17 protein-coding genes are annotated in these 23,101 nt (G+C 73.1%); 12 read left to right on the plus strand and 5 right to left on the minus strand.

What is annotated here, in order from left to right; genetic code table 11:
- The first annotated feature begins 252 nt into the window (after positions 1–252).
- Positions 253–1,341: a tetratricopeptide repeat protein gene (locus AB0G35_RS09910; protein ID WP_360946555.1), complete on the plus strand. Its 1,089-nt coding sequence runs from the start codon at positions 253–255 to the stop codon at positions 1,339–1,341.
- Here the strand turns inward: AB0G35_RS09910 and AB0G35_RS09915 are convergent.
- On the minus strand, positions 1,235–2,659 hold the full coding sequence (locus tag AB0G35_RS09915; protein ID WP_360946558.1) for a lipase maturation factor family protein: 1,425 nt from the start codon (positions 2,657–2,659) through the stop codon (positions 1,235–1,237). The genes AB0G35_RS09910 and AB0G35_RS09915 overlap by 107 nt on opposite strands.
- A 384-nt stretch (positions 2,660–3,043) precedes the next feature.
- Between AB0G35_RS09915 and AB0G35_RS09920 the strand changes: the two genes are divergently transcribed.
- Entirely contained in the window at positions 3,044–3,217 is a 174-nt protein-coding gene (locus AB0G35_RS09920; RefSeq protein ID WP_158744962.1) for a hypothetical protein, read from the plus strand.
- Positions 3,218–3,393: 176 nt separating this feature from the next.
- Here the strand turns inward: AB0G35_RS09920 and AB0G35_RS09925 are convergent, their stop codons facing one another.
- Positions 3,394–5,223 carry an alpha-L-fucosidase gene (locus AB0G35_RS09925; protein ID WP_360946561.1) on the minus strand — a complete coding sequence of 610 codons (1,830 nt, stop codon included), beginning with the start codon at positions 5,221–5,223 and terminating at the stop codon, positions 3,394–3,396.
- A gap of 356 nt (positions 5,224–5,579) precedes the next feature.
- Between AB0G35_RS09925 and AB0G35_RS09930 the strand changes: the two genes are divergently transcribed.
- The 3 genes from AB0G35_RS09930 to AB0G35_RS09940 all read left to right on the plus strand — a co-directional run bounded on the left by AB0G35_RS09930 (position 5,580) and on the right by AB0G35_RS09940 (position 9,146).
- Positions 5,580–7,124 carry an AMP-binding protein gene (locus AB0G35_RS09930; protein ID WP_360946564.1) on the plus strand — a complete coding sequence of 515 codons (1,545 nt, stop codon included), beginning with the start codon at positions 5,580–5,582 and terminating at the stop codon, positions 7,122–7,124.
- Positions 7,125–7,370: 246 nt separating this feature from the next.
- Entirely contained in the window at positions 7,371–8,297 is a 927-nt protein-coding gene (locus tag AB0G35_RS09935) for an aminoglycoside phosphotransferase family protein (protein ID WP_360946567.1), read from the plus strand.
- Between the two features lie 48 nt (positions 8,298–8,345).
- The gene (locus AB0G35_RS09940; RefSeq protein ID WP_360946570.1) at positions 8,346–9,146 is read left to right on the plus strand and encodes an alpha/beta hydrolase; all 801 of its coding nucleotides are present in this window, start codon (positions 8,346–8,348) and stop codon (positions 9,144–9,146) included.
- Between the two features lie 350 nt (positions 9,147–9,496).
- Here the strand turns inward: AB0G35_RS09940 and AB0G35_RS09945 are convergent, their stop codons facing one another.
- Together AB0G35_RS09945 and AB0G35_RS09950 are read right to left on the minus strand one after the other, a co-directional pair.
- Positions 9,497–11,602, minus strand: coding sequence for a restriction endonuclease (locus AB0G35_RS09945; protein WP_360946573.1), 2,106 nt, complete (start codon positions 11,600–11,602; stop codon positions 9,497–9,499).
- 196 nt (positions 11,603–11,798) lie between these two features.
- Positions 11,799–12,158 (minus strand): DUF1330 domain-containing protein, encoded by a 360-nt coding sequence (locus tag AB0G35_RS09950; RefSeq protein ID WP_360946576.1) that lies wholly within the window; start codon positions 12,156–12,158, stop codon positions 11,799–11,801.
- A gap of 445 nt (positions 12,159–12,603) precedes the next feature.
- Between AB0G35_RS09950 and AB0G35_RS09955 the strand changes: the two genes are divergently transcribed.
- The 7 genes from AB0G35_RS09955 to AB0G35_RS09985 all read left to right on the plus strand — a co-directional run bounded on the left by AB0G35_RS09955 (position 12,604) and on the right by AB0G35_RS09985 (position 20,580).
- A complete protein-coding gene (locus AB0G35_RS09955; RefSeq protein WP_360946578.1) occupies positions 12,604–13,827 on the plus strand; it encodes a CapA family protein in 1,224 nt (407 codons plus the stop codon).
- A 98-nt stretch (positions 13,828–13,925) separates the two neighbouring features.
- On the plus strand, positions 13,926–14,546 hold the full coding sequence (locus AB0G35_RS09960; RefSeq protein WP_360946581.1) for a TetR/AcrR family transcriptional regulator: 621 nt from the start codon (positions 13,926–13,928) through the stop codon (positions 14,544–14,546).
- Between the two features lie 322 nt (positions 14,547–14,868).
- On the plus strand, positions 14,869–16,098 hold the full coding sequence (locus AB0G35_RS09965) for a cytochrome P450 (RefSeq protein ID WP_360946583.1): 1,230 nt from the start codon (positions 14,869–14,871) through the stop codon (positions 16,096–16,098).
- 97 nt (positions 16,099–16,195) lie between these two features.
- Positions 16,196–16,390: a ferredoxin gene (locus tag AB0G35_RS09970; RefSeq protein WP_360946586.1), complete on the plus strand. Its 195-nt coding sequence runs from the start codon at positions 16,196–16,198 to the stop codon at positions 16,388–16,390.
- Positions 16,387–17,766: an FAD-dependent oxidoreductase gene (locus tag AB0G35_RS09975; RefSeq protein ID WP_360946589.1), complete on the plus strand. Its 1,380-nt coding sequence runs from the start codon at positions 16,387–16,389 to the stop codon at positions 17,764–17,766. Before AB0G35_RS09970 ends, AB0G35_RS09975 begins: the two co-directional genes overlap by 4 nt.
- Positions 17,767–17,807: 41 nt before the next feature.
- Positions 17,808–20,285, plus strand: coding sequence for an excinuclease ABC subunit UvrA (uvrA, locus tag AB0G35_RS09980; protein ID WP_360946592.1), 2,478 nt, complete (start codon positions 17,808–17,810; stop codon positions 20,283–20,285).
- Positions 20,286–20,367: 82 nt separating this feature from the next.
- Positions 20,368–20,580: an EF-hand domain-containing protein gene (locus tag AB0G35_RS09985; protein ID WP_360946595.1), complete on the plus strand. Its 213-nt coding sequence runs from the start codon at positions 20,368–20,370 to the stop codon at positions 20,578–20,580.
- Between the two features lie 90 nt (positions 20,581–20,670).
- Here the strand turns inward: AB0G35_RS09985 and AB0G35_RS09990 are convergent, their stop codons facing one another.
- Positions 20,671–23,058 (minus strand): GH92 family glycosyl hydrolase, encoded by a 2,388-nt coding sequence (locus tag AB0G35_RS09990; protein WP_360946598.1) that lies wholly within the window; start codon positions 23,056–23,058, stop codon positions 20,671–20,673.
- Between the last annotated feature and the right edge of the window lie 43 nt (positions 23,059–23,101).

The raw sequence follows: 23,101 nt of genomic DNA on the forward strand, positions 1-23,101 counted from the left end.
GTGGCCCGCGGTGCCCGCGTCGGCAAGAGCTGCAACCCGAATTGCACAGGGTGCAACGGCGCGAGAGGGCGCCCACCGCCTGCCCTCTCAGGGTTCGACCCTGAGAAACCCCTACATCCTCAAGATGACCAGGTACCCCTTGCGTAGCACTCCAGTTGTACGGAAGGACCCATACGTGGAGTGATTCGCCGGACCCCCGATCGCTCGTAGTTTCGTGATCAAGCACGGAAATGATCGAGAGGTCACGGATTGATGTACGGCAAGGCGTTCGCACCGGAATATCAGGGCGAGCTGGGCGCGGCACTGGGCGTGAACTCCTCCTACGAGGAGGTGCTGGCCACGGCGAGCCGGGCGCACGCCGAGGCGGGCACGGCGCTGGAGCGGGCCCGGGCCGGGCTGGCGGTCGCGGAGGCCAACCGGCGGCTCGGCCGGGTCGCGGCGGCCGGCGCCGCCTGGCGGGAGAGCTACCGCAGCGCCCGGGGTGCGGGTGACGCCGGGGCCATGGCCTGGGCGCTGTGGAGCGGCGGCACCCTGGCTCGCCAGTGCGGCACCCTGCCGCTGGCCCGCCGGCTGCTCACGCACGCGGTCGCGCTGGCCGACCGCGGCGACGACCGCCTCGCGCACGGCTATGCGCTCGCGGGGCTCGCCGAGACCGGCCGCATACAGGGCGACTACGACGCGGTCGCCGAGCTCCACGAGCAACTGCTCGCCCAGGCACGGGCGCACGGCGAGGCCCGGCACACGGTCTGGGCGATGTCCGGCATCGCCCAGATGCACCGCAACACCGGCGACTACGACAAGGCCCTGGAGCTGTTCGAGGAGTCCGCCCGGATAGCCGAGGAGGGCGACGACGCGCGTGGCCGCGCCTGGTCGCTGCGCGGGATCGCCGATGTGCTGTCCGTGCGGGGCGAGACCGAGCGGGCGCTGGCGCTGCTGTCCGAGGCGGAGGCGGTCTGCCGGCGGATGGACCTGGCCAGCGCGCTCGCCTACAACCACAAGATGCGCGGCAACGTGCTCTACCGCGCCGGCCGTTGGGCCGAGGCCCGGGAGACCTACACCCTCTCGCTGGGGGAGTTCCGCGCGATGCAGGAGCCGCGCGGGGAGGCACTGTCCCGGCTGGGGCTGGCCAAGTCCCGCGCCCGGCTCGGCCGCGACCTGGACGAGACACTGGCCGAACTCGCCGAGCTGGAGGAGGAGTTCGCCCGCATAGGGCTGCGCCATGCCCGCGCCATGGTCATCGCCTTCCGGACAGAGCTGACCGCCCGATCGGAGCCAGGAACTCCCGCTCCTCGGTGCGATGCCACCACGCTCCGGTCTCCCGCAGTTCCCGCCAGGTCGTGAAGCGGTAGCGGAAGACCCGGGCCCGGATCCGGGCCGGCGGGAGGTCGGGGAACGGATTGGTGCGCAGCAGCCGCAGGGTGTCCCGGTCGTTCTCCAGCAGCCGCGCCACGAGCGGTAGGAACCAGGACCGCGCATAGGCGGGGGAGAGCGCGGCGAACCACATCAGCCAGTCCAGCCGCAGGTGGTAGGGCGCGAACTGGCGCGGCAGCCGCCGCACATCGCCCGGCTTGCCGTGGAACTCGTACGCCTGCCAGGTCGTCCCGGGCCCGGTCGCCGCGTCCGCCGTGCCCTCGATGACGATCTCCCGGCGGACCCGGGTGATGCTGCCGAAGGCGCCGTAGGAGTTGACCAGATGCAGCGCCTCGTAGGAGGTGTTCATCATCTGCTGGCGGGTGAGCAGGTTGCGGGCCGGCCGGTAGCTGAGCCAGGCGACACCGGCGGTGGCGATCAGGACCAGGACCTCGAACCAGAGGGGAGGGGCGGGCAGCGGGGTGCCGGGCTGCGCCCACAGCGGGGCGGCGACGGACGCGGCGAGCGCGATGGTCACCCAGTTCAGCCAGGCGAAGTTGCCGGACAACACGAGCCACAGCTGGGTGACGACCATCGCGGCGGCGGCCCAGCCGGCGATCGGCTGGGGGGTGAACAGCAGGACGGGCAGGGCGAGTTGGGCGACGTGGTTGGCGGCCACCTCGACCCGGTGCAGGGGTCGGGGCAGACGGTGGAAGAACCAGCTCAGCGGGCCGGGCATCGGCTGGGTCTCGTGGTGGTAGTAGAGGCAGGTCAGGTCCCGCCAGCAGCGGTCGCCGCGCATCTTGATCAGGCCGGCACCGAATTCCACCCGGAACAGCACCCACCGCAGCAGCCACATGGTCAGCACCGGCGGCGCGGTGTCGGCGTTGCCGAGGAACACCGCCAGACAGCCCGATTCCAGCAGCAGCGATTCCCAGCCGAAGCTGTACCAGGTCTGCCCGACGTTCACGATGGACAGGTACAGCGCCCACAGCACGGCCCACAGCGCCATCGACGCCCCCAGTGGTACGGCGTCCGCGGCGCCCGCCGCCACCGCGGCCGACAGGGCCACGCCCGTCCAGCACCAGCCCGCGAAGAAGCGGTCCGAATAGCGCCAGTGGAACACCGAGGGCGCCAAGCGGAACGGCACCCGCGCCACGAACTCGGGCACCGGCAGCAACCCGCGCGCCCCCATGAGCGCCCGGAACTGCCGTGCCGCCGCGAGGAACGCGACCAGGTAGAGAACGGCCAGCATCCGCTGGAAGACCAGCCGGCCGAGCCAGTAACCGGAATCCGTAAACCATGCCACCCGCCCATGGGTAGCACTGCCGCCCCGCACCCGGGAACACTCCGTCCGCGCGGTCAGGCTCCCGTCACCCTCCAGCGTACGGATCGGGGCAAATGCAGCAACCTGAGAGCCGTTCGGGTGTATGACGTGCATCACATCACCGCCGCGTCGGCCCGGTCTCCCAAGGGGGCGCCATTCCCGCCTTCCCACGACATGACCATCTCGCCGGAAAACGTCGAGCGCGGCGCGAGCGCCGTAGTTAACCTGGGGGTCGACGGACGACCTATCTGGGAGACGCCAACACCATTGGCCCGTCGCGGGAACGCCACAAACCTTGGCCGACTTCCCGCTCTGTGAAGCAAGGCGCCACCGCGTCGGACCAATACCTCGATGAAGGAGTGCGTGGTGGCTGTGCACAAGGTTCAACCCAAGCAACCCCGGCTGAAGCAGGGCGGCGAGCGACCAGGTCGGATCAAGGAAGTCCGTAACCTCGAAGTCTGGGACCGCTGCGGGCCGGTGCGGCTGGCCGGCTGTGACGACGATCCCGGTGAGCCGCACATCTTCCGCGGCATCGACTGACCGCTCGGACGTCGGCCCTGACCCTTGGGGTAGCACCCTCCAGGGCCAGGGCCGACGCCCGATCCGGCACCGCCGACGGCCGGGCCGCGCGCGACGGCGGGGCACCGGCGATGCGCGGGCCGCGGCCGGTGCCGGCCCGGACAGAGGGCCGGTCAGCCCGGACAGAAGTTCGGGGATCAGCCCGGATAGAGCCGGCGCTGCGGCACGATCTGCTGGGACTGGCCCGGGCTCGACCACAGCAGCTTCAGGTACGCCTCACCGGTCCGCTCCGTGTGCTCGATCCGGATGCGGTGCCGGTGGCCGGCCTTCAGGGGGACGGTGGCCTTGTCCACCGTCGGGCCGTGCGGCGTCGTGCTGTCGATCAGCAGCCGGCCGTCCAGCCACAGCCGCACGGTGTCGTCCGAGACGGTGGTCAGCGTGTACGTCTCGTCGAAGCGCGGCTGGAGGAAGCCGGTCCAACGGGTGCTGAAGTGATCCGCGGGGATGCCGGGGTCCGGTGAGCCGTCGAAGCGGTAGGCCTTGTTCACCGTCGGATCGACGCCGGTCACCGCGGGCGGGCCGGTGAAGGAATCGTTCGCCCAGCTCTGCGCGGTCAGCCCGGTGCCGGTGCCGGCGGGCGCCGCGGACGGCGGCCGGATCGTCAGTCGGAGGACGCTCGCCGACGGACCGGGGGCCGGACCCGACGGGGTGAGGTCATAGCCGTCACCGGCCCGGACCACCGCCACCGGCCGGTCGCTGCCCAGTATCCGGGCCGCAGTGATCCGGAAGGGCACCCGCGCCGTCAGGTGGAGGGCCGCACCGGCCGCGGGCCAGGAGGTGACCGAGGCGTACAACTCGTCGCCGCGCCGGGAGACCGCGCCCCAGGACGGGGCGGCGACCAGCCCGGTGTGCCCGGCGCCGTACACCGCGGCGCCCTGCCCGTGCGCGGCCAGCCAGCGGCCGGTCTCCCGCAGCCGCTCCACGGACGGCTGCGGGATCCGTCCGAGCCGGTCGGGCCCCACGTTCAGCAGGTAGTTCCCGCCCCGGCTCACCACGTCCAGCAGATTGCGGACGACGGTCGCCGACGACTTCCAGTTGCCGTCGTAACGGGCGTACCCCCAGTGGTCGTTGAGCGTCATACAGCTCTCCCACAGCTGGCCGTCCACCGGCCCCGCGGGGATCTCCTGCTCCGGCGTGCCGAAGTCACCGTCGACCACCTCCCGCTTGCCGACCCGGTTGTTGACGATCAGGCCCGGCTTGAGGCGGTGCAGATACGCCTGGAGTTCGGCGCCGTCCCGGCGGGACCAGCGGTTGGTGGGGCGGTCCGCGTCCCACTCGCCGTCGAACCACAGCAGCGCCGGGTCGTAGCTCTCGATCAGCTCCTTGAGCTGGCCGTACATCCGCTCCTTGTAGCGCGGGAAGGTCGCCGGGTTGGCGAAGTCCGGATCGTGCCAGTCCCAGATCGAGTAGTAGAACCCGAGCTTGATGCCGGCGGCGTCGGCGGCCCGCTTCAGCTCGGCAAGGATGTCGCGGCGCTTGTCGAACGCGGAGTGGTCCCGCAGGTTCCAGGTGTTCTGCCGGGTCGGCCACATCGCATAGCCGTCGTGGTGCTTGGACGTGATGACGAGATAGCGCTGCCCGGCGTCCTTTGCGGCCCGCACGATCGCCTCGGCGTCGAAGCCGGACGGGTTGAAGGTGGCGGCCTGCTGCTCGTACCCCGCCCGCGGAATGCCGCACTCCCGCTCGATCCACTCCGCATTGCGGCAGACCGTGCCGTCCGGCCGGGTGTACTCGCCCTCCAGGTTCGAGTACGCGCCGAAGTGGATGAACATCCCGAAGCGGTCCGTGCGCCACCACGCGGTGCGGGGCGCGGTGAACGGGTCGTCGGCAGCATGGTTGGTCCCGGGTCCCTCGGCGGGCCGCGGCGGGCGGGCGGCGGCGGACCCCGGGCCGCCCGCCGCCAGCAGCAGCGCAGCCAGCGCCACCACGACTCCCAGTCTCCGGAACGGTCTCGTGCGGCTGTGCATCGCTCGCTCCCTCGGGTCGGATGGTCCCGTCGGCGAACCGGGCGCGCGCCTCCCGTTGGTCCCGTCGGCGAACCGGGCGCGCGCCTCCCGTGTCCTCCCGCATGGTGCAGCCCCCACCCCGCGACCGGAAGACCCCGGACACCACAAACATCGGAGCACTGGAGGCAAGTGGGCCCTCGAAAGCGGCCCGAGGGGTCTGCACAGCCTCATTGCTCGGACCAAAGCGGCCGTGGGGTGGTTGGCCGAGATGCGTACGGTCAGACGTCCCGCCGCTGCGCCCTGCGCCGCGGTGCCCTGGTGCACCCCCCGCCGTTGGCTGTTCAATGAGCCGCCCGGCCGCACCCACTGGAGGTCCCATGGAAGCCGTCGCCCCGCCCGCCGCCGGTGCCCCCGCCATCCGCTGCGCGGGGCTGGAGCGCGGCTACCCGGAGTTCGCCGACCGTGCCGCCCGCATCGCAACCGGCTTACGCCAGGCAGGAGTCGAGCCGGGTGACCGGATCGCCGTGGTGCTCCGCAACGAGCCCGCGCACCTGGAGATCACCACCGGCGCCGCCCTCCTCGGCGCCTCCGCGGTCCCGGTCAACTGGCACTTCCGCCACGACGACCTGCGGCACGTCCTCACCGACAGCGGCAGCAAGGTCGTCTTCGTCCACACCGACCTGCTGGACCGGGTGGCCGCCGTCCTGCCCGAGGACGTCCGCCTCGTCGAGGTGGTCGTGCCCGCCGGGGTGGCGGCCGCCTGCGCCTTCACCGCGCCCCCGCCCACCGGCGCGCACCCGCTGCTCGACGAGTGGCTGGCCGCCCACGAGCCACTGGACCGGCCCGCCGCGGAACGCCCGCCCACCGTCATCTACAGTTCCGGAACCACCGGGCGCCCCAAAGGAGTTCTGCGCGCCCCCGTCGCACCGGACCGGCTCGACCAGGCCGTGCAGCGGTTCCTGGAGTACTTCGCGGTGGCGCCCCGCGGCCGGACGCTGATCCCCGCGCCGCTCTACCACGCTTCCCCCAGCCAGCACGCCGTCCTCGCGCTCGCCGCCGGCCTGGACATCACGCTGATGCCGCGGTTCGACGCCGAGGAGTTCCTGCGACTGATCGAGCGGCACCGCATCGAACAGGTACAGGTCGTGCCCACCATGTTCGTACGGCTGCTGAGGCTCCCCAAGGACGTCCGCGAGCGCTACGACCTGTCGTCGCTCACCTCGGTGGTGCACGCCGCCGCACCCTGCCCGCCGCATGTGAAACACGCCATGATCGACTGGCTGGGACCGGTCCTCCGGGAGTACTACGGCGGCAGCGAGACCGGCGCGGTGACGTGGTGCGACAGCGCGGAGTGGCTGGCCCACCCCGGCACCGTCGGCCGGGCGAGCGGCACCGGAGGGGTCGCCGTCCTCGGCCCCGACGGGCAGCCCCTGCCGCCCGGCGCCACCGGCGACATCTACCTCAAACCGTCCGAGGACTGGCCGCAGTTCACCTACCTCGGCGACCCGGCCAAGCGCGCCGCCATGGAAGCGCCGGCCCTGCCCGGCTACGTCACCATCGGCGACATCGGCCATCTCGACGAGGACGGCTACCTCTACCTCAGCGACCGCCGCCACGACATGGTCATCTCCGGCGGCGCCAACATCTACCCCGCGGAGATCGAGGCCGCGCTGCTGACCCTGGACGGGGTGCGGGACGCCGCGGTGTTCGGCATCCCCGACGAGGAGTTCGGCGAGGCCCTCGCCGCCCACCTGGAGACCGAGCCCGGCGTACGGCTCACCGCCGAAGCGGTACGCGCCCACGTCGCCGAGCGCCTCGCCGGCTACAAGGTCCCACGGGCCGTCGTCTTCGAACGGCAACTCCCACGCGACGAGTCCGGCAAACTCTTCAAACGAGAGTTGCGGGAGCCATATTGGGGGTGAGGGGCTGCGCGCATTGCGGTGCGCTTGGGGGTGCCTCCCACGTACTTGGCTGCGGCGCCGCGGGGGTTGCTCACCGGTGCGCTTTGCAGTGTCTCCCACGTACCTGTCTGCGGCGCCGCAAAGCGCGCAACGGCGCGCAACACCCGCGGCGCCGTGGACAGCCACGTACGGGGGCGCCGCAAAGCGCACCGGCGAGAAGCCGCCGCGGCGGGAAAGCCAAGTACGTGGGCGGAATAGCATGCGCAGATGACCCGCTTTCCCGACGGCCTCCCCATGCTCACCCAGATGCGCCGCACCGCCTCCGGGCGGGACTGGCTGGCGCGGCTGCCGGGGATCGTCGGCGAGTTGGAGCGGCGCTGGGAGGTGCGGCTCGGGCCGCCGTTCCAAGGGGGCAGCTGCTCCTGGGTGGCGCCGGCCGAACTGCCCGGCGGGTCACCGGCCGTCCTCAAGGTCACCTGGCCGCACCGCGAGGCCGACGGGGAGGGGCCCGCCCTGCACGCCTGGAACGGCCGCGGCGCCGTACGGCTGCTGCGCCGGGCGCCCGAGCTGGGGGCGCTGCTGATCGAGCGGTGCCGGCCCGGTACCGAACTCGGTGACGCCGCGCTGCCGCCCGCCGAGCGGCTCGGCCTCGCCGCGGACCTGCTGCGCGACCTGTGGTCAGCGCCCGCCCCGCCCGACGGCGAACTGGAGCGCATGGACGCGGTGTGCGCCGAATGGGCCGGGCTCCTGGAGGAGCGGATGGACCGGCTGCGGCCCGGCTACGACCCGGGTCTGGTGGCGCTCGGCGCGCGGCTGCTGCGCGAACTGCCGCGGTCCGCCCGCCGCGAGGTCGTCGTGCACGGTGACTTCAACCCCGGCAACGTGCTGGCCGCGGAGCGCCGCCCGTGGCTGGTCATCGACGCCAAGCCGATGGTCGGCGACCCGGCGTACGACCCGGCCCCGCTGCTGCTGCAGATCGACGATCCCTTCGCGTACGCGGACCCCCGCCCGGTGCTGCGTGAGCGCTACGCGCAGGTCGCAGAGGCGCTGGACGAGGAGCCGGAACGGCTGCTGGCCTGGTCGGTGGCGCGTGGGGTGGAGAGCGCGCTGTGGTGTGCCGCGCACGGCGATGTGCCGGGCGGAGCCGCACAGTTGACGGAGCTTCAGATACTGGCCGGACTGGCCGGATTGTGACGGGCGGATCCGGCCATCGGAGGCCGGACAGCCTCTAGGGTCGGAAGCATGAGCGCGCTTGGGGAGCGGGAGCCGGTTCATGTGACGGTGTGGGACGAGGCGACGCCCGGGGCGCCGCGGGTGCTGCTGGTGCACGGCACCATGACCTGGGGGACGGAGTGCTTCGCCGGACAGCGGCCGCTGTCCGAGATGTTCCGGCTGGAACTGATCGACCGGCGCGGCTACGGCGACAGCCCGGACATCGCCCGCAGCGACTACGAGACGGACGCCGAGGACGTCCTGGGGCTCCTCGGCCACGGGGCGCACCTCGTGGGCCATTCATACGGTGCGGCCGCCGTGATGCTGGCCGCGTCGGCGCGCCCGGAAGCGGTGCAGTCGCTCACCCTCATCGAGCCGAGCCCGCTGCGCACCGCGGCCCGGCACCCCACCGTGGCAGCCGCGGTACGGCGGATCCGGGAGGCGTACGGTGCGCTCGACGCCACGGCGATGGACCCGGAGGTGTATCTGCGGGTCTCCACCGAGCCGTACGGCCTGCCGATGCCCGAGCCGACCCCGCGGAAACTGCGCGCGGTACGGTCGGCGATGCACGAACGGCCCGTATGGGACGCGGAGTTGCCGCTCGGGCCACTGACCGCCGCCACGCTGCCCAAGGTCGTGATCAACGGGACCTGGGAGTCCGCGCATCCGGAGTACCGGGAGTTCACCGGCGCGGCGCTGGCGGCCTGCGGGGAGTACCTCGCCGAGGTGATCGGCGCCCGCCACGTCCAGGTGAGCGGCGCCGCCCACGCACCGCACCAGGAGCGTTCCGACGCGGTGAACGCCGTGCTCACCCGGTTGTGGCAGAGCTGACGGTACGGCTACCGGGCGCCCGGTGCCGGTCCGTTCCCAGGGGGCGGACGAAGGCCGCCGCCGGCGGGCGGTAGGCGGGGCGCCGGCGTCGGGCGCACACCAGGCGTGCGCGGCAACACCGGGCGGCCGCCCGCGCCCGGTCTCCTCGGCTCCGGCCGCCGGCTCCCGCCCCGACCGGCCCAGCGCTCGACGCCGGGCCGGTCGGGGCGGGCGGGCGTAGGACGTGGGGTTCGGCCGTACCGAAGCTCTCGCGCACGGGAGGGCAGCCTAGGGTGCCGTGTGCCGTGTGCCGTGTGCCGTGTGCCGTGTGCCAGGTGCCGCGTGCTCGGCTCAGGCGGCCTCAGACGGCCTCAGGCGACCTCGATGCCGTACTGCTGGACCAGGGCCGTGAGGCCGCCGGGGTAGCCCTTGCCGCCGAGGACGAAGTCCCAGTCGCCGCCCGGCCGTTGCCGGAAGGAACCGAGGACCAGTGCGGTCTCGCCGCGCCGACCGTCCGAGACCGGCAGCCGTCCCTGTTCCTCCCCCGCGGCGTCGAGCAGCCGGATCCGGGCGTCGGTGAAGCCGGAGAGGTCGGCATCGGGGTTGGCCTGGGGGTCGACGGCGGCGACCAGTACCAGCCGGTCGGCGTCCGGTGGCAGCCCCTCGAAGTGCACCTGCACCGCGGCCCGGTCGGGGGCGGTGGCGGGCAGCATCCGTACCGAACCGTCCGGTGTACGCGGGTTGTTGTAGAAGACGAAGTGGTGGTCGTCGAGCACGGTGGTCCCCTTGCAGACCAGGGCGCAGACGTCGAGGGCCACCTCTCCGGACCAGGTCATGCCGAGGATGTTGTGGTCCGGCGTCTCGGTGGTGGCGGTGGCGGGGGTGCTGGTTCCCGCGGGGGCGACCGGGCCGGTGGCGTCGTCGGGGGCGGGTGCGCCGAGACGGCCGCGGAGGCCGTAGCGGGCGAGCAGGTCGACGAGTTCGGGGCCGGCGATGAGGCTGAGCGGTTTGCCGTTGGCGAAGGTGTGCGCGCCGGGACCGAAACGGGAGGTGGTCACCAGGACGCCCTTGTTGGCGCCCTCGGCCTGGACCGTGCCGTAGAGGTCGCGGACCGCGGTGGGCGGGACGGTGTTGCGGTACCGCTTGACCTGCACGACGATCTTGCCGCCGCGGATCGGGTCGGGGTCCAGCGCGTCCACGTCCACCCCGCCGTCGCCGGACCGCTGGGTGGTGACGGCCTGCATGCCCATCGCCCGGAACAACTCCGCGATCAGGTTCTCGAAGGCGATCGGGTCCATCTCGTAGAGGTCCGGCTCGGCCTCGCCGCCGTGCGAGACGACGGCGCCGGTGCCGCCGACGTCGCCCGGCAGCCGTCCGGGTCGTACCGCCGAGCGCTGGTCGGGGCGGGCGGCCAGCTGTCCGCGCAGGCCGTCGGTCAGGCACTCCACCGCGCTGACCCGGTCGAGGTGGAGGGCGTCGAAGGCGCTGCGCGGGGCCATGACGGTGGCGAGGTACACCTGCGCGGGCCGGCCGGTCGCCGGGTCGACGTCGTCCACGAAGCCGTTGAGCGCCACCGAGTCGAGCGCGCCGTAGGTGTCGGCGGCGAAGAGGTCCCGTAGGACCAGCAGCATGCTCTGGGCCAGGACGTCGCGGTAGAGCGCGCGGCGCTGGGCGGCCGGCCGGGCGGTCTCCTTCTCCTGGTCGGCGGTGGCCTGGTACCGGACGGCCTTGGTCTCCGGGACGACGGCGTAGCCGGGCAGCTCCCAGTCCAGGACGAGTTGGCGGCCCGTCGGGTCGTAGGCGGCGGCGACCCGCCGGGGGAACCCCTCCGGCCAGGCGGTGGAGGCGTAGAGCGCGGCGGAGAAGTACTCGACGGCGGCCTCCGCGTCGCCGTTACGAAGGCCGGTCAGCAGCTCCTCGATGCCGGCGTTGTGCCGCCGGATCTCCTCCAGCGTGCCGGCGGCCCACTGGTCGTACTGCCGCCGGTACGCGGCGAGTTGGTTCTGCCGCTGGTGTTCGGCGGCCTGGGCGGCGTACCAGTCCTGTTCGTACCGGGCGCGGGCCTCTTCCTGGGCGCGGTCCCGACGCGCCGCACCCAGGTGCCAGCCGCTGCCGGAGGGCGCCTGATAGCGGGCCGGGTCGGGCATCGGTACGGGGGTGGCGAGGGCGCCCGGAGCGAACTCCTCGATGCGCTCGGGGCGCAGCAGCGCGGCGGCGCCGAACGCCGGGGCCCGGCAGCCGTCGGCGAGCAGGCCGGTGAGCGCGGCGACCCGCGCCTCCAGCTCCTCGGTCCGGCGGCGGGCATCCGCCTCGCGCTGCTGCCGGTAGGCCGCCTGCCGTTCCCGGTGCAGCCGCGCCATGGCCCGCTCGGCGTCCCGGGCCTGCCGTTCCTGTTCGCGCTGCGCCTGGGCGTACGCACGGCGCTGGGCTTCCTCCCGGCGCTGCTGCTGGCGCTGCGCCTCGGCCCAGACGGCCATTAATCCATGGGAACGGCGGCTCATGTCGACTCTTCGTCCTCCCCCCGGGGCGGCGGCCCCCGGAACCCTGCGGAAGCGGCTTCACCAGCACTGTTACAGCTGACCGTCGTAGTCGACTCTAGCGGCAGCGCGATGCCGGGACGGTGGCGGGACAAGACGTTTCCGACGCCGGGACTTCACGAGCGGGGGAGGCCCCTCAGGCGGCGGCCGGCCCCCTCCCGGCGGCTGTCCTCCGCGCGGTGGCGGTCGCCGAGGCGTCGTAGCCGTCGGCGACTCCGGGCACCAGGACGCAGTCGCCTTCGATGTGCCGGGTCCGCAGCGGCAGGATCTCCTGATAGGCCGGGGAGTCGTACCAGGCCCGCGCCTCCTCGATGCCGGGGAACTCGATGACGACGACGAAGCCCGGCCACTCGCCCTCCCGCACCTCGACCTGGGCGTTGTGCACCCGGAACCGCCCACCGAAGGGGTCCAGGGTCGACTGGATCCGCTCCAGGTACTCGGCGATGTCCGGGTGCGGGGCGGCGGGGCGGAGGTGGGCGATGGCGAACGCGCTCATGGGACTGCCTTTCGTGGTGGCGTAGGGGCCGGGTGACGCGGTCCACGCTTCCAGGCCGCGGCGAGTGGGTCGATTACCTCCCAGGTAGTCGGCTTTCCCGCCGTTGCGGTTTGCGGGGCCCGTACGCAGCTGTCTGCGGCGCCGGGGTTCTTCTCGCCGTTGCTCCCCCACTGCCTGAAGGGCGTGGAAGGTGCCAACGGCGAGCAACAACCGCGGCGCCGCAGACGAGTACGTGCGGGGCGCCGCAAGCGCACAACGACGAGACGACCCGCTGCGCCGCAGCCAGGTACGTGGGAGATCGCAAAGCGCACCGGCGTGCACCTCCCGACGGCGCCGCAGCCAGGTACGTGGGGGGCAGCCAAGCGCAGCCCCCATCCGGGGGAGTGGAGTCGACATAGCGTTAAACCGGCACTCGCTCGGGCAACCGGCTTGATATCTGTCGGGTATGAGGGCTTATGGGCGGTATCGGGTAGCCAGCCGGAGATACGCGGTGGGCGCGCTGGTCGTGGCGCTGTTCGTCGCGCTGGCCGCAGGCTGTGGGGAGGGGCAGCCGGCCACGCGGCCCGGCCCCGGCGGGGAAGCGTCGAGCTCGGGGTCACGGACGGGCATGGAGGCCCGTCCGCCCGCGCGGGCACCCATCGCCGAGCCCGTCGCCCCGCGGCCGTTCACACTCGTCGCCGCGGGGGACGTGATCCCGACGCACCCCGAGGTGCTCGACACCGCGCAGGAGGACGCGCCCCTCGACGGTTACGACTTCCGGCCGATGCTCAAGGGCGTGGTGCCGGTCGTCTCCGGCGCCGATGTGGCGCTGTGTCATCTGGATGCGCCGCTCGGTCCGCTCGACGGGCCGTTCACCGGCTATCCGCTCCTCCAGTCACCGCCGCAGATCGCCACCGCGCTCAAGGCCGCCGGCTACGACTCCTGCGGCACCGCCTCCCATCACGTCCTCGACCAGGGACTGCCCGGTATCCGCCGGACCCTGGACGCGCTGGACACGGTCGGGCTGCGGCATCCCGGCGCGGCCCGGGATGCCGCCGAGGCCGCCCGTCCGGCGCTGCTGCGGGCCCCCGGCGGGGCGCGGGTCGCCCACCTGTCGTACACCGACGGCGTCGAGGGCGGCGGACCGCCGGACGGTGCGCCCTGGGCGGTGAACCTGCTCGACGAGGAGAAGATCATCGAGGATGCGCGGGCGGCCCGGCGGGCGGGTGCCGATGTCGTGGTCGTCAGCCCGGCCTGGGGCAGCGAGTACCGGACCGCCCCGGACGAGGAGCAGCTCGCGCTGGCCCGGGCGCTCACCGCCGCCGAGACCGACGGCCGCCCCGACATCGACCTGATCGTCGGCACCCATGCGCACACCCCGCAGCCGTACGAGAAGGTCAACGGCACCTGGGTCGTCTACGGCCTCGGTGACCAGGTCTCCGGTGTGATGAGGCAGTCGCGCGGCAACTGGGGCACCCTCGCCCGCTTCCGGTTCGCGCCGCCCGAGCGTCCCGGCGGTCGCTGGCGGGTCACCGAGGCCGCCTACGTTCCGCAGCTCGCCGAGCAGGGCCCGCAGGTCCGTGTGCGGAACCTCGCGCGGACCGGCGCGCACCGCGACGTCCGGAGGCGGATCGGTGCGGCGGTGCTGAGCCGGGGCGCCGCGGAGGACGGGCTGACGATGGGGCGGTGAGGCCGGCCGGCCGTGGTGTGAAACCCTGGTCAGAGGTATGAAACCCTGGTCATACACCCGTCGGCAGGCGCAGGGAAAGGGAAGGGGGCCGCAGGGCAGTGGGCGAGAGTGCGGCCGTCCGGGCCCGTAACCCCCGCGGGCAGGGCGAGCGCCTGCGGGAGGAACTGCTGCGGGCCACCGAGCGGCTCCTGGAGCAGGTCGGCAGTGAGGACGCGCTGTCGCTTCGGGCGGTCGCCCGGGAGGCCGGCGTCGCCGCCCCGAGCATCTACCGGCACTTCTCCGACAAGACCGAGCTGGTCTGGGCGACCCTTGAGGTCAGCTACGAGCGGCTGGCCGCGGCGATGGCCGAGGCCGCCGAACGGGCCGCCGAGGACGACCCGGTGGCGCGGCTGCGCGCCCAGCTGCGGGCCTACTGCCGTTACGCCGTCGCCCATCCGGCCACCTATCGCCTGCTGTACGAGACCCGGCAGACCCCGGTCGGTCCCGAGCGGCTGGCCGGCCACCCCGCCGGGCTGCTGGTGCGCAGCTGGCAGCGGGCGCTGACCGCCTGCGAGGATGCCGGCTGGCGGGTGCGGGGCGCGCGCTCGGAGGCACCGTACGTGCTGTGGTCGGCCGTGCATGGCCGGGTGATGCTCTGGCAGGTCATGCCCAGCCGCAAGGACGCCCGCCGACTGGACCGTTTCGTCGACGAGATGCTGCAGTTGTTGTTGGAGCGCTAGCAGAGGGTCTTTCCCCCGGGGCGCTATCCCCTGAGGCGTTTTCCCCTGAGGTGCTTTCCTCTGAGGCGCTGTCATGCCTCTCTTCCTCCAGGCCCTCCTCCGCCCCGTCCGCGGCCCCTTCCTCCGCCCCTTCCTCGGACCCTTCCTCCGCCCCCTCCTTGGACCCTTCCTCGGACCCTCCCCGGATCCCTCATCCCGCCGCTCACCTGACCCCGACCCGCGTACCCGTGTATTACGCATGTAAGTTTACAGTCGTTAGGCGAACGTTCGGCTCATGACGCACGCCCCCTGGCGGCGTGCGCGCACACGCACGATGAATGAGATGAGCGCAATGACACTTTCCACCGCCCCGGCGCCGCTGCCCGTCGAGCCCCCGAGCGGCTGCCCCTTCGACCCGCCGGCCGAGTTCGGTGCCCTGCGCGCCACCCAACCGATCTCCAAGATCGGTCTGCCGGACGGAAGTTGGGCCTGGCTCGTGACGCGTTACGCCGGCATCCGGGCCGTTCTGGGCGACCTCCGTTTCAGCTCCGACACGACCGTGCACGGCTATCCGCGGAGCGGGATGACCGGCGGCGGCAGCACCCACAACCGAGGCTTCATCCGTATGGACCCGCCCGAGCACACCCGGCTGCGACGCATGGTCACCCGCGAGTTCATGGTCAAGCGGGTCGAGGCGCTGCGCCCGGAGATCCAGCGCCTCACCGACGAACTCTGCGACGCGATGGAACGTGCCGAGGGCCGCGAGAAGGGCGGCGTCGACCTGATCGAGGCGCTGGCGCTGCCGGTCCCGTCCCTGGTCATCAGCCTGCTGCTGGGCGTGCCCTACGACGACCACGAGGTCTTCCAGCGGCTCACCGGCACCCTGCTCTCCCGCACCGTCACCGACGATGACCGCGAGGCCGCCCGGCGTGAACTGCGCCACTACCTCGACCAGTTGGTCACCGTCAAGGAGGCCGAGCCGGGCGACGACATCCTGGGCCGGCTGATCGTCGAACAGCAGCGGACCGGCGAGATCAATCACGACGAGGTGACCGCCTTCGCCGCCCTGCTGCTGATCGCCGGGCACGAGACCACCGCCAACATGATCGGGTTGAGCGCGCTGACGCTGATGCGCGATCCGGAGACCGCCGAGCGGCTGCGCCAGGAACCCGCGCTGATCCGCGGTGCCGTGGAGGAACTGCTGCGGTTCCACAGCATCATCCGCAACGGCCCCCGCCGGGTCGCCACCGAGGACGTCGAGGTCGGCGGGCACCTCATCCGGGCCGGCGAGGGCGTCGTGGCGGCCGTCCCCTCCGGCAACCGCGACGAGACCGTCTTCCCCGAACCCGACCGGCTCGACATCGCCCGCCCCAACGCCCAGCACCACGTCGCCTTCGGGTACGGCATCCACCAGTGCCTCGGCCAGGCGCTGGCCCGGGTCGAACTCCAGGTCGTCATCGGCACGTTGCTGCGCCGCTTCCCGACGATGCGGCCCGCGGTACCGATCGCGGAGATCCCGTTCCGTACCGACATGTCGATCTATGGCTGCCACGCCCTGCCCGTCACCTGGTAGACCGGCCACTCGGCCACTCGGCCACCCGGCCCCACCCGACACCCCGGCCACCTCACTCGCTCACCCCCAACCTCACCCACCCCCACGGAGACCGACCATGAAGATCACCCTCGACGCCGACAAGTGCTGCGCCGCCGGCCAGTGCGTGCTGATCGCCCCCGAGGTGTTCGACCAGCGTGACGAGGACGGCGTCGTGGTGCTGCTCGACGCCGAACCGCCGGCCGACCAGCACGACGCGGTCCGCGAGGCCGCCGCCATCTGCCCGGCCGCCGTCATCGAGGTCCACTCATGACCAGCCGCCCGATAGCCGTGGTCGGCGCGTCCGCGGCCGGCCTCGCCGCGGCCGAGGCGCTGCGCCGCTTCGGCTGGACCGGTCCGCTCGCGCTCATCGGTGACGAGCGCCATCTCCCGTACGACCGGCCGCCGTTGTCGAAACAGCTGCTGCACGGCACCTGGGAGCCGGAGCGGCTGCTGCTGCGCACCAAGGACCAGCTCGACCCGCTCGGTCTCGACCTGCGGCTCGGGACCCGGGCCACCGGCCTCGACGTGGCCGCCCGCACCCTCACCCTGGACACCGGCGAACGCCTCGACTGCGCGGGGGTGATCGTCGCCACCGGGGTCGCGGCCCGTACGCTGCCCGGCGCCGAACGCCTCACCGGCGTCCACACCCTGCGCACCCTCGACGACGCACTGGCGCTGCGCGGCCGGCTGGCCGACCGCGGCCGCCGCCTGGTGATCGTCGGCAACGGGGTGCTGGGCTGCGAAGCGGCCGCGGTGGCACGGGAGTTGGGGCACGAAGTGACCCTCGTCGGCCCCGACCCGGTACCCATGGCCGCCGCCGTCGGCACCGCGGTCGGGGAACTGCTCGCCGAGGAGCACCGGGCCCACGGGGTCACCCTGCGCACCGGCGTGGTGGAGGGCTTCGACGCACTCGGGGACGGGGTCACCGTAGGCGCGGTCCGGCTGGCCGACGGGGGTGCCTCCGCGAGTGGGGGCGCAGCCGGTGAGGGTCCCTCCGGCGAGGGCGGTGTAGTCAGTGGGTGTGCCCCCGTCAGCGGAGGCGTAGCCGCCGTGGGAGAGGGAGAGGGAGAGGAAGGCGCCACCCGGCTGCCCGCCGACACCGTGCTGCTCGCCATCGGGTCCACCCCCGCCGTCGGCTGGCTGGGCGACGATCCGGCCCTGGACACCACCGACGGGCTGCGCTGCGACGCGTACTGCGCCGCCGCGCCCGGCATCTACGCCGCCGGCGACGTGGCCCGCTGGGAGCACCCGGTGCACGGCCGGCCACTGCGCATCGAGCACCGGATGAACGCCACCGAACAGGGCATGGCCGCCGCCCGCAACCTGCTCGCCGAACTGGCCGCGGAGGGTGCCGACGGCCAGGAGCGCCGCCCGTTCGCCCCGGTCCCGTACTTCTGGTCCGACCAGTACGACCTCAAGATCCAGGCGTACGGGCCGACCGCGGGGGCCGACCGCATCGAAACCCCGGTGCTCGACCGGCCCGGACGCCGCGTCCTCGCGGTCTACGGCCGGGAGGGCCGCGCGGTCGGCGTGCTCGCCGCCGGGCTGCCGCCGCGCCAGATCCGGGCGCTGCGGGCCGTCGTCGCCACCCCGCTGCCCTGGGACGAGGCGCTGACGCGCGTCGGCGCCGCGACCGCCACCGGCTGACGGGTCCCCGAGCACCGCGGGCCGTGCCCGATCATGGACGGATGGCCGACTCGTACGTACGGGTGCGCGGCGCCCGTGAGCACAACCTCCGCACCATCGACGTGGACATCCCGAGGGACGCGCTGGTCGCGTTCACCGGGGTGTCCGGGTCGGGCAAGTCCTCCCTCGCCTTCGGCACCCTCTACGCCGAGGCCCAGCGCCGCTACTTCGAGTCGGTGGCGCCCTACGCCCGACGGCTGATCCACCAGGTCGGCGCGCCCAAGGTCGAGGACATCACCGGGCTGCCGCCGGCCGTCGCACTGGAACAGCGGCGCTCCGCGCCCACCTCCCGCTCCTCCGTCGGCACCGTCACCACCCTCTCCAACACCCTCCGGATGCTGTTCTCCCGCGCCGGCGACTACCCGGAAGGCACGACCGAACGGCTCGACTCCGACGCCTTCTCGCCCAACACCGTGGCCGGCGCCTGCCCCGAATGCCACGGCCTGGGCACCGTCCACCGCGTCACCGAACAGTCCCTGGTCCCCGATCCCGCGCTGTCCGTCCGCGAGGGCGCCATCGCCGCCTGGCCCGGCGCCTGGCAGGGCAAGAACCTCCGCGACATCCTCGCCACCCTCGGCCACGACATCGACCGGCCCTGGCGCGAACTTCCGCAGGCCGACCGCGACTGGATCCTGTTCACCGACGAACGGCCCGTCGTCACCGTCCACCCGGTCCGCGAGGCCGGCCGCATCCAGCGCCCCTACAAGGGCCAGTACATGAGCGCCCGCCGCTACGTCCTGCACACCTTCGCCGACTCCAAGAGCGAGACGCTCAGACGGCGCGTCCAGGGCTTCATGGTCGCCGAGCCCTGCCCGCAGTGCGCCGGACGGCGGCTGCGACCCGAGGCGCTCGCCGTCACCTTCGAGGGCCGGGACATCGCCACCCTCGCCGCCCTGCCGCTCGGCGCGCTCGCCGAACTGCTCCGCCCCACCGCCGCCCGTACCGACGACGAGGTCGCCCCGGCGCTCGCCCGCGACCTCGTGGCCCGCATCGAGGTCCTCACCGAACTCGGCCTCGGCTACCTCAGCATGGACCGGCCCGCACCCACCCTGTCCGCGGGCGAGCTCCAGCGGCTGCGGCTCGCCACCCAGCTGCGCTCCGGCCTGTTCGGCGTCGTCTACGTCCTGGACGAGCCGTCCGCCGGACTCCACCCGGCCGACACCGAGGCCCTGCTCACCGTCCTCGGACGGCTCAAGGACGCCGGGAACACGCTGTTCGTGGTCGAGCACGACATGGACGTGGTACGGCACGCCGACTGGATCGTGGACATCGGGCCGCGCGCCGGGGAACACGGCGGCCGGGTCCTGCACAGCGGACCGGTCGCCGCCCTCGCCGACGCAGAGGCCTCCGCCACCCGCCGCTACCTCTTCGCCACCGAACCGCCCCCCGAGCGCACCCCGCGCACCCCCTCCGGGACGCTGAGCCTGCGCGGCGTCACCCTGCACAATCTGCGCGGACTGGACGCGGCCTTCCCGCTCGGCGTCTTCACCGCCGTCACCGGCGTCTCCGGATCGGGCAAATCGACGCTGGTCACCCGGGTCCTCGCGGAGACCGTACGGGACCACCTCGGCGCCGGCCGGGCCGACGCCGCCGAGGACGCCGCCGAGGACGCCGCCGAGGACGGAACCGACGCCGGCCCGACGGCCCGCGCCCAGCTCACCGGCGCCGACGGCCTGGCGGCGATCGACCGGCTGGTCCGCGTCGACCAGAAGCCGATCGGCCGCACCCCGCGCTCCAACCTCGCCACGTACACCGGGCTGTTCGACGCGGTGCGGAAGGTCTTCGCCGCCACCGACGAGGCCCGGGCCCGGGGCTACACCGCCGGACGGTTCTCCTTCAACGTCGCCGCCGGCCGCTGCGAGACCTGCCAGGGCGAGGGCTTCGTCGCCGTGGAACTCCTCTTCCTCCCCGGCACCTACGCGCCCTGCACCGCCTGCCACGGCGCCCGCTACCGCCCCGAAACCCTGCAGATCACCTACCGGGGCCGGACCATCGCCGACGTCCTCGACATGACCGTGGACACCGCGGCGGACTTCCTCGCCGACCTCCCGGCCGCCGCCCGCAGCCTGCGCACCCTGAAGGACGTCGGCCTCGGCTACCTCCGGCTCGGCCAGCCCGCCACCGAACTGTCCGGCGGCGAGGCCCAGCGCATCAAACTCGCCACCGAACTCCAGCGCACCCGCCGCGGCCACACCCTCTACCTGCTCGACGAGCCCACCACCGGGCTGCATCCGGCCGACACCGAGGTGCTGCTGCGCCAGCTGCACGGCCTGGCCGACGCCGGCCACACCGTCGTGGTCGTCGAGCACGACATGGGCGTGGTCGCCGGCGCTGACCACGTCATCGACCTCGGTCCGGGCGGCGGCGCGGACGGCGGACGGATCGTGGCGGCAGGCACCCCCGCGGAGGTCGCCGCCGCCCCGGGCAGCCGCACCGCCCGCTATCTGGCCCGGCGGAGGGGGCACCCGGGCCCGTCCTGACGGTCCGCTAATGTACGCAGGTCAGATCACCAGGCAACACCACCGCGCAGCACTGCGCAGCACCACGAAGGGGGCACCTCTCATGGCAGACATCAACGAGGCCAGGGCGACGTTCGACCGCTACGACGCGGACGGCGACGGCCAGGTCACGCCGGACGAGTTCAAGCGGGCGATGGCGGAGATGGGCGATGCGTTCGTCACCGGCCCGGTCGCCGAGGCCGTCATCAAGGCCAAGGACACCGACCACGACGGCACCATGTCCTTCGACGAGTTCTGGCAGGCCCTGCAGGGCTGACACCCGCCCCGCCCCGCGGCACACCCCCTTCGCCGCCCGTTCGCCCGCGACCGCGCGCCGTGCCGCCGGCCACGGGCGAACGGGGTGCCGTCACCGTCGGCCGGCCGCACCACCTGGCGCCGCGGTGCCCACCGGCGGCGGCGCGGCCCGCTCGCCGGTGCCCCAGCCGGACGGCTCCGCGCCGAGGTCGAAGGCCAGTTCCCGGCCGCTGCGCAGCTCAGCCGTGGTCAGATACGTACGGTCCCGGTCGGCACCGTCCAGACGGACCGACTGGACATAGCGCCGGGACGCGGACGTACCGGGCGCGGTGACGGTGAAATGCCCCGCCGGGTAGTAGCGCCGGTCCAGCGTCAGGTCCACCCGGTCGAAGACCGGGGTGCTCAGGCCCCAGGTGTCGGTGCCCGGCTGCACGGGGAACACCCCGATCGACGACAGCACCATCCACGCCGACATCGTCCCCAGGTCGTCGTTTCCGGTCATCCCGCTGGGCGTGTCGGTGAACAGCGTCAGTGCCGCATGCACCACGTCCGTCGTCTTCCACGGCCGGCCGGTGGACAGATAGGTGTACGGAGCGATCAGGTCCGGTTCGTTCTGCGGGTTGTACTTGTCCGCGTTGTAGTAGTCGTACGGCCCGTTGACCCACACCTCACGGGCGGTCCGCTCCGGATCCGCCAGCAGCTTCCGGTACGCGAAGAACGCATCGAGCCGCTCGTCCGCCTCGTCCCGGCCGCCGATCAGCTTCAGCATCCCGGGCAGGTCCTGCGGCACCAGCCACTGGTACTGCCAGGACGTGCCCTCGTGGAACCCCTCGCTCTTGGCGGGGTCGGCCGGACCGGTGAACGCGCCGTGCTCGTCCCGGGCCCGGAAGAAGCCGGTCGACGGGTCGAAGATCCTCCGGTAGTTCTGCGCCCGGGCCGCATAGCGGTCGGCGTCCGCGGTGTGCCCGAGGTCCCGCGCCATCTGCGCCAGCATCGCGTCCGACAGGGCGTATTCCAGCGTCGCCGAGGCCCCGTGGTCGAAGTCCGAGTCGCCGGGCTTGCGGTGCGGGCGGCCCTTGACGTACGGCGCGAAACCGTCCCTCAGGTACTCCGCGTTCGCCTCCCGCCCGACGGCCGGCGACGCGGCCGGCGGCACCCCGTCGGCGTTCTTCCTCAGCGCGGCGTACGCCTCCTCCTCATGGCCCCTCAGCAGCCCCTGCCGATAGGCGTTGGTCAGGAACGGGGTGACCGGGTCTCCGGTCATGATGTTCGTCTCGACCGTTCCGTAGCCCCACTTGGGCAGCCAGCCGCCCTCCTTGTCGATCCGCAGCACCGACAGCGCCATGTCGCGCGATTCGCGCGGCGCCAGCAGGGCGAGCAGCTGCGCCTGGGTGCGGTAGGTGTCCCACAGCGACCAGTTCTGGTAGTAGGCGGAGCCGCCGAACTCGGCCGTCCGGTGCACCGTGCGGTCCCAGCCGGTGTAGCGCCCGTCCACGTCGCTGCCGAGGTTCGGCGCGAGGAACGACCGGTAGAGCGAGGAGTAGAACGTCCGGCGCAGCGTCCGGCTGCCGCCCTGCACCCGCACCAGGGCCAGCCGCCGCTCCCACGCGGCACCGGCCGCGGCCCGGACCCGGTCGAACGAGCCCCCGCCCTCCGCGCGCAGATTGCGGGCCGCGCCCGCCGCGTCGACGTAACTGACGGCGGTGGTCGCCTCGACCGTACGGTCCCCGCGGGTGTCGAAGCGGACGTAGGCGCCGTGCCGGCCGCCCGCCGTGGACCCGCGCGAACCGGGCGTGACCGTGTCGCCCTCCCAGGTGCCGTACGAGGTGAACGGCCGGTTGAAGCGGGTGAGGGTGTAGACGGTGTACGGCTCGGTGTCCTGGCAGAAGCCGCGGCCGGTGAGGGCGGTGCGGACGGTGCGGGAGTCCAGCACCTCGACCTTGGTGGAGACCGTCCGGTGCAGCGACTGCCCGGCGTTGAGCAGCACATTGGCCTTGTCGGTGGCCGGGAAGGTGTAGCGCTGCCGGCCGGTGCGGGCGGTGGCGGTCAGCTCGGCGGTGATGCCGCCGTACGAGGTCAGGCCGACCCGGTAGTAGCCCGGCCGGGCCGACTCGTCGTCATGCCGGAAAGCGGCCGCGTACTTGGCGTTGTCGGTCTCGGTGAGGTCGCCCGTGGTGGGCAGCACCGGCAGATCACCGCCGAGCCCGCAGCCGACGCCGGAGATGTGCACCGGGCTGAAACCCCGGATGTGGTCGTCGTCGTAGCCGTAGCCGGTGGTGTGGCCGGTGTCGGGGGAGAGCTGCACCATGCCGAACGGCACCGCGGCGCCGGGGTAGGTGTTGCCGTCCTTCCGGCTGCCGATGAAGGGGTTGACCAGGTCGGTGAGCGGGCCGCCGGGCGGCGCGGCCTGCGCGGCGGGGGCGGTGAGCCCGCCTGCGACCAGTGCGGCCGCCAGTACCGCGCCCGCGGTACGCAGCCGGTTGCGACTGGGCCATGGCATGAATCCGGACCTCCGGTTCGCCGACAACGTTGTCAGGGCGCGC

Origin of the sequence: Streptomyces sp. NPDC021749 (assembly GCF_040640655.1) — a bacterium.
Lineage (GTDB): Bacteria > Actinomycetota > Actinomycetes > Streptomycetales > Streptomycetaceae > Streptomyces.

Excerpts from the sequence above, each read along its gene's own strand:
- AB0G35_RS09990 (WP_360946598.1), bottom strand. The coding sequence starts at position 23,058 with ATGCCATGGCCCAGTCGCAACCGGCTGCGTACCGCGGGCGCGGTACTG.
- AB0G35_RS09985 (WP_360946595.1), top strand. The coding sequence starts at position 20,368 with ATGGCAGACATCAACGAGGCCAGGGCGACGTTCGACCGCTACGACGCG.
- uvrA (WP_360946592.1), top strand. The coding sequence starts at position 17,808 with ATGGCCGACTCGTACGTACGGGTGCGCGGCGCCCGTGAGCACAACCTC.
- AB0G35_RS09935 (WP_360946567.1), top strand. The coding sequence starts at position 7,371 with ATGACCCGCTTTCCCGACGGCCTCCCCATGCTCACCCAGATGCGCCGC.
- AB0G35_RS09965 (WP_360946583.1), top strand. The coding sequence starts at position 14,869 with ATGAGCGCAATGACACTTTCCACCGCCCCGGCGCCGCTGCCCGTCGAG.
- AB0G35_RS09940 (WP_360946570.1), top strand. The coding sequence starts at position 8,346 with ATGAGCGCGCTTGGGGAGCGGGAGCCGGTTCATGTGACGGTGTGGGAC.
- AB0G35_RS09945 (WP_360946573.1), bottom strand. The coding sequence starts at position 11,602 with ATGGCCGTCTGGGCCGAGGCGCAGCGCCAGCAGCAGCGCCGGGAGGAA.
- AB0G35_RS09910 (WP_360946555.1), top strand. The coding sequence starts at position 253 with ATGTACGGCAAGGCGTTCGCACCGGAATATCAGGGCGAGCTGGGCGCG.
- AB0G35_RS09955 (WP_360946578.1), top strand. The coding sequence starts at position 12,604 with ATGAGGGCTTATGGGCGGTATCGGGTAGCCAGCCGGAGATACGCGGTG.
- AB0G35_RS09925 (WP_360946561.1), bottom strand. The coding sequence starts at position 5,223 with ATGCACAGCCGCACGAGACCGTTCCGGAGACTGGGAGTCGTGGTGGCG.
- AB0G35_RS09970 (WP_360946586.1), top strand. The coding sequence starts at position 16,196 with ATGAAGATCACCCTCGACGCCGACAAGTGCTGCGCCGCCGGCCAGTGC.
- AB0G35_RS09930 (WP_360946564.1), top strand. The coding sequence starts at position 5,580 with ATGGAAGCCGTCGCCCCGCCCGCCGCCGGTGCCCCCGCCATCCGCTGC.
- AB0G35_RS09975 (WP_360946589.1), top strand. The coding sequence starts at position 16,387 with ATGACCAGCCGCCCGATAGCCGTGGTCGGCGCGTCCGCGGCCGGCCTC.
- AB0G35_RS09950 (WP_360946576.1), bottom strand. The coding sequence starts at position 12,158 with ATGAGCGCGTTCGCCATCGCCCACCTCCGCCCCGCCGCCCCGCACCCG.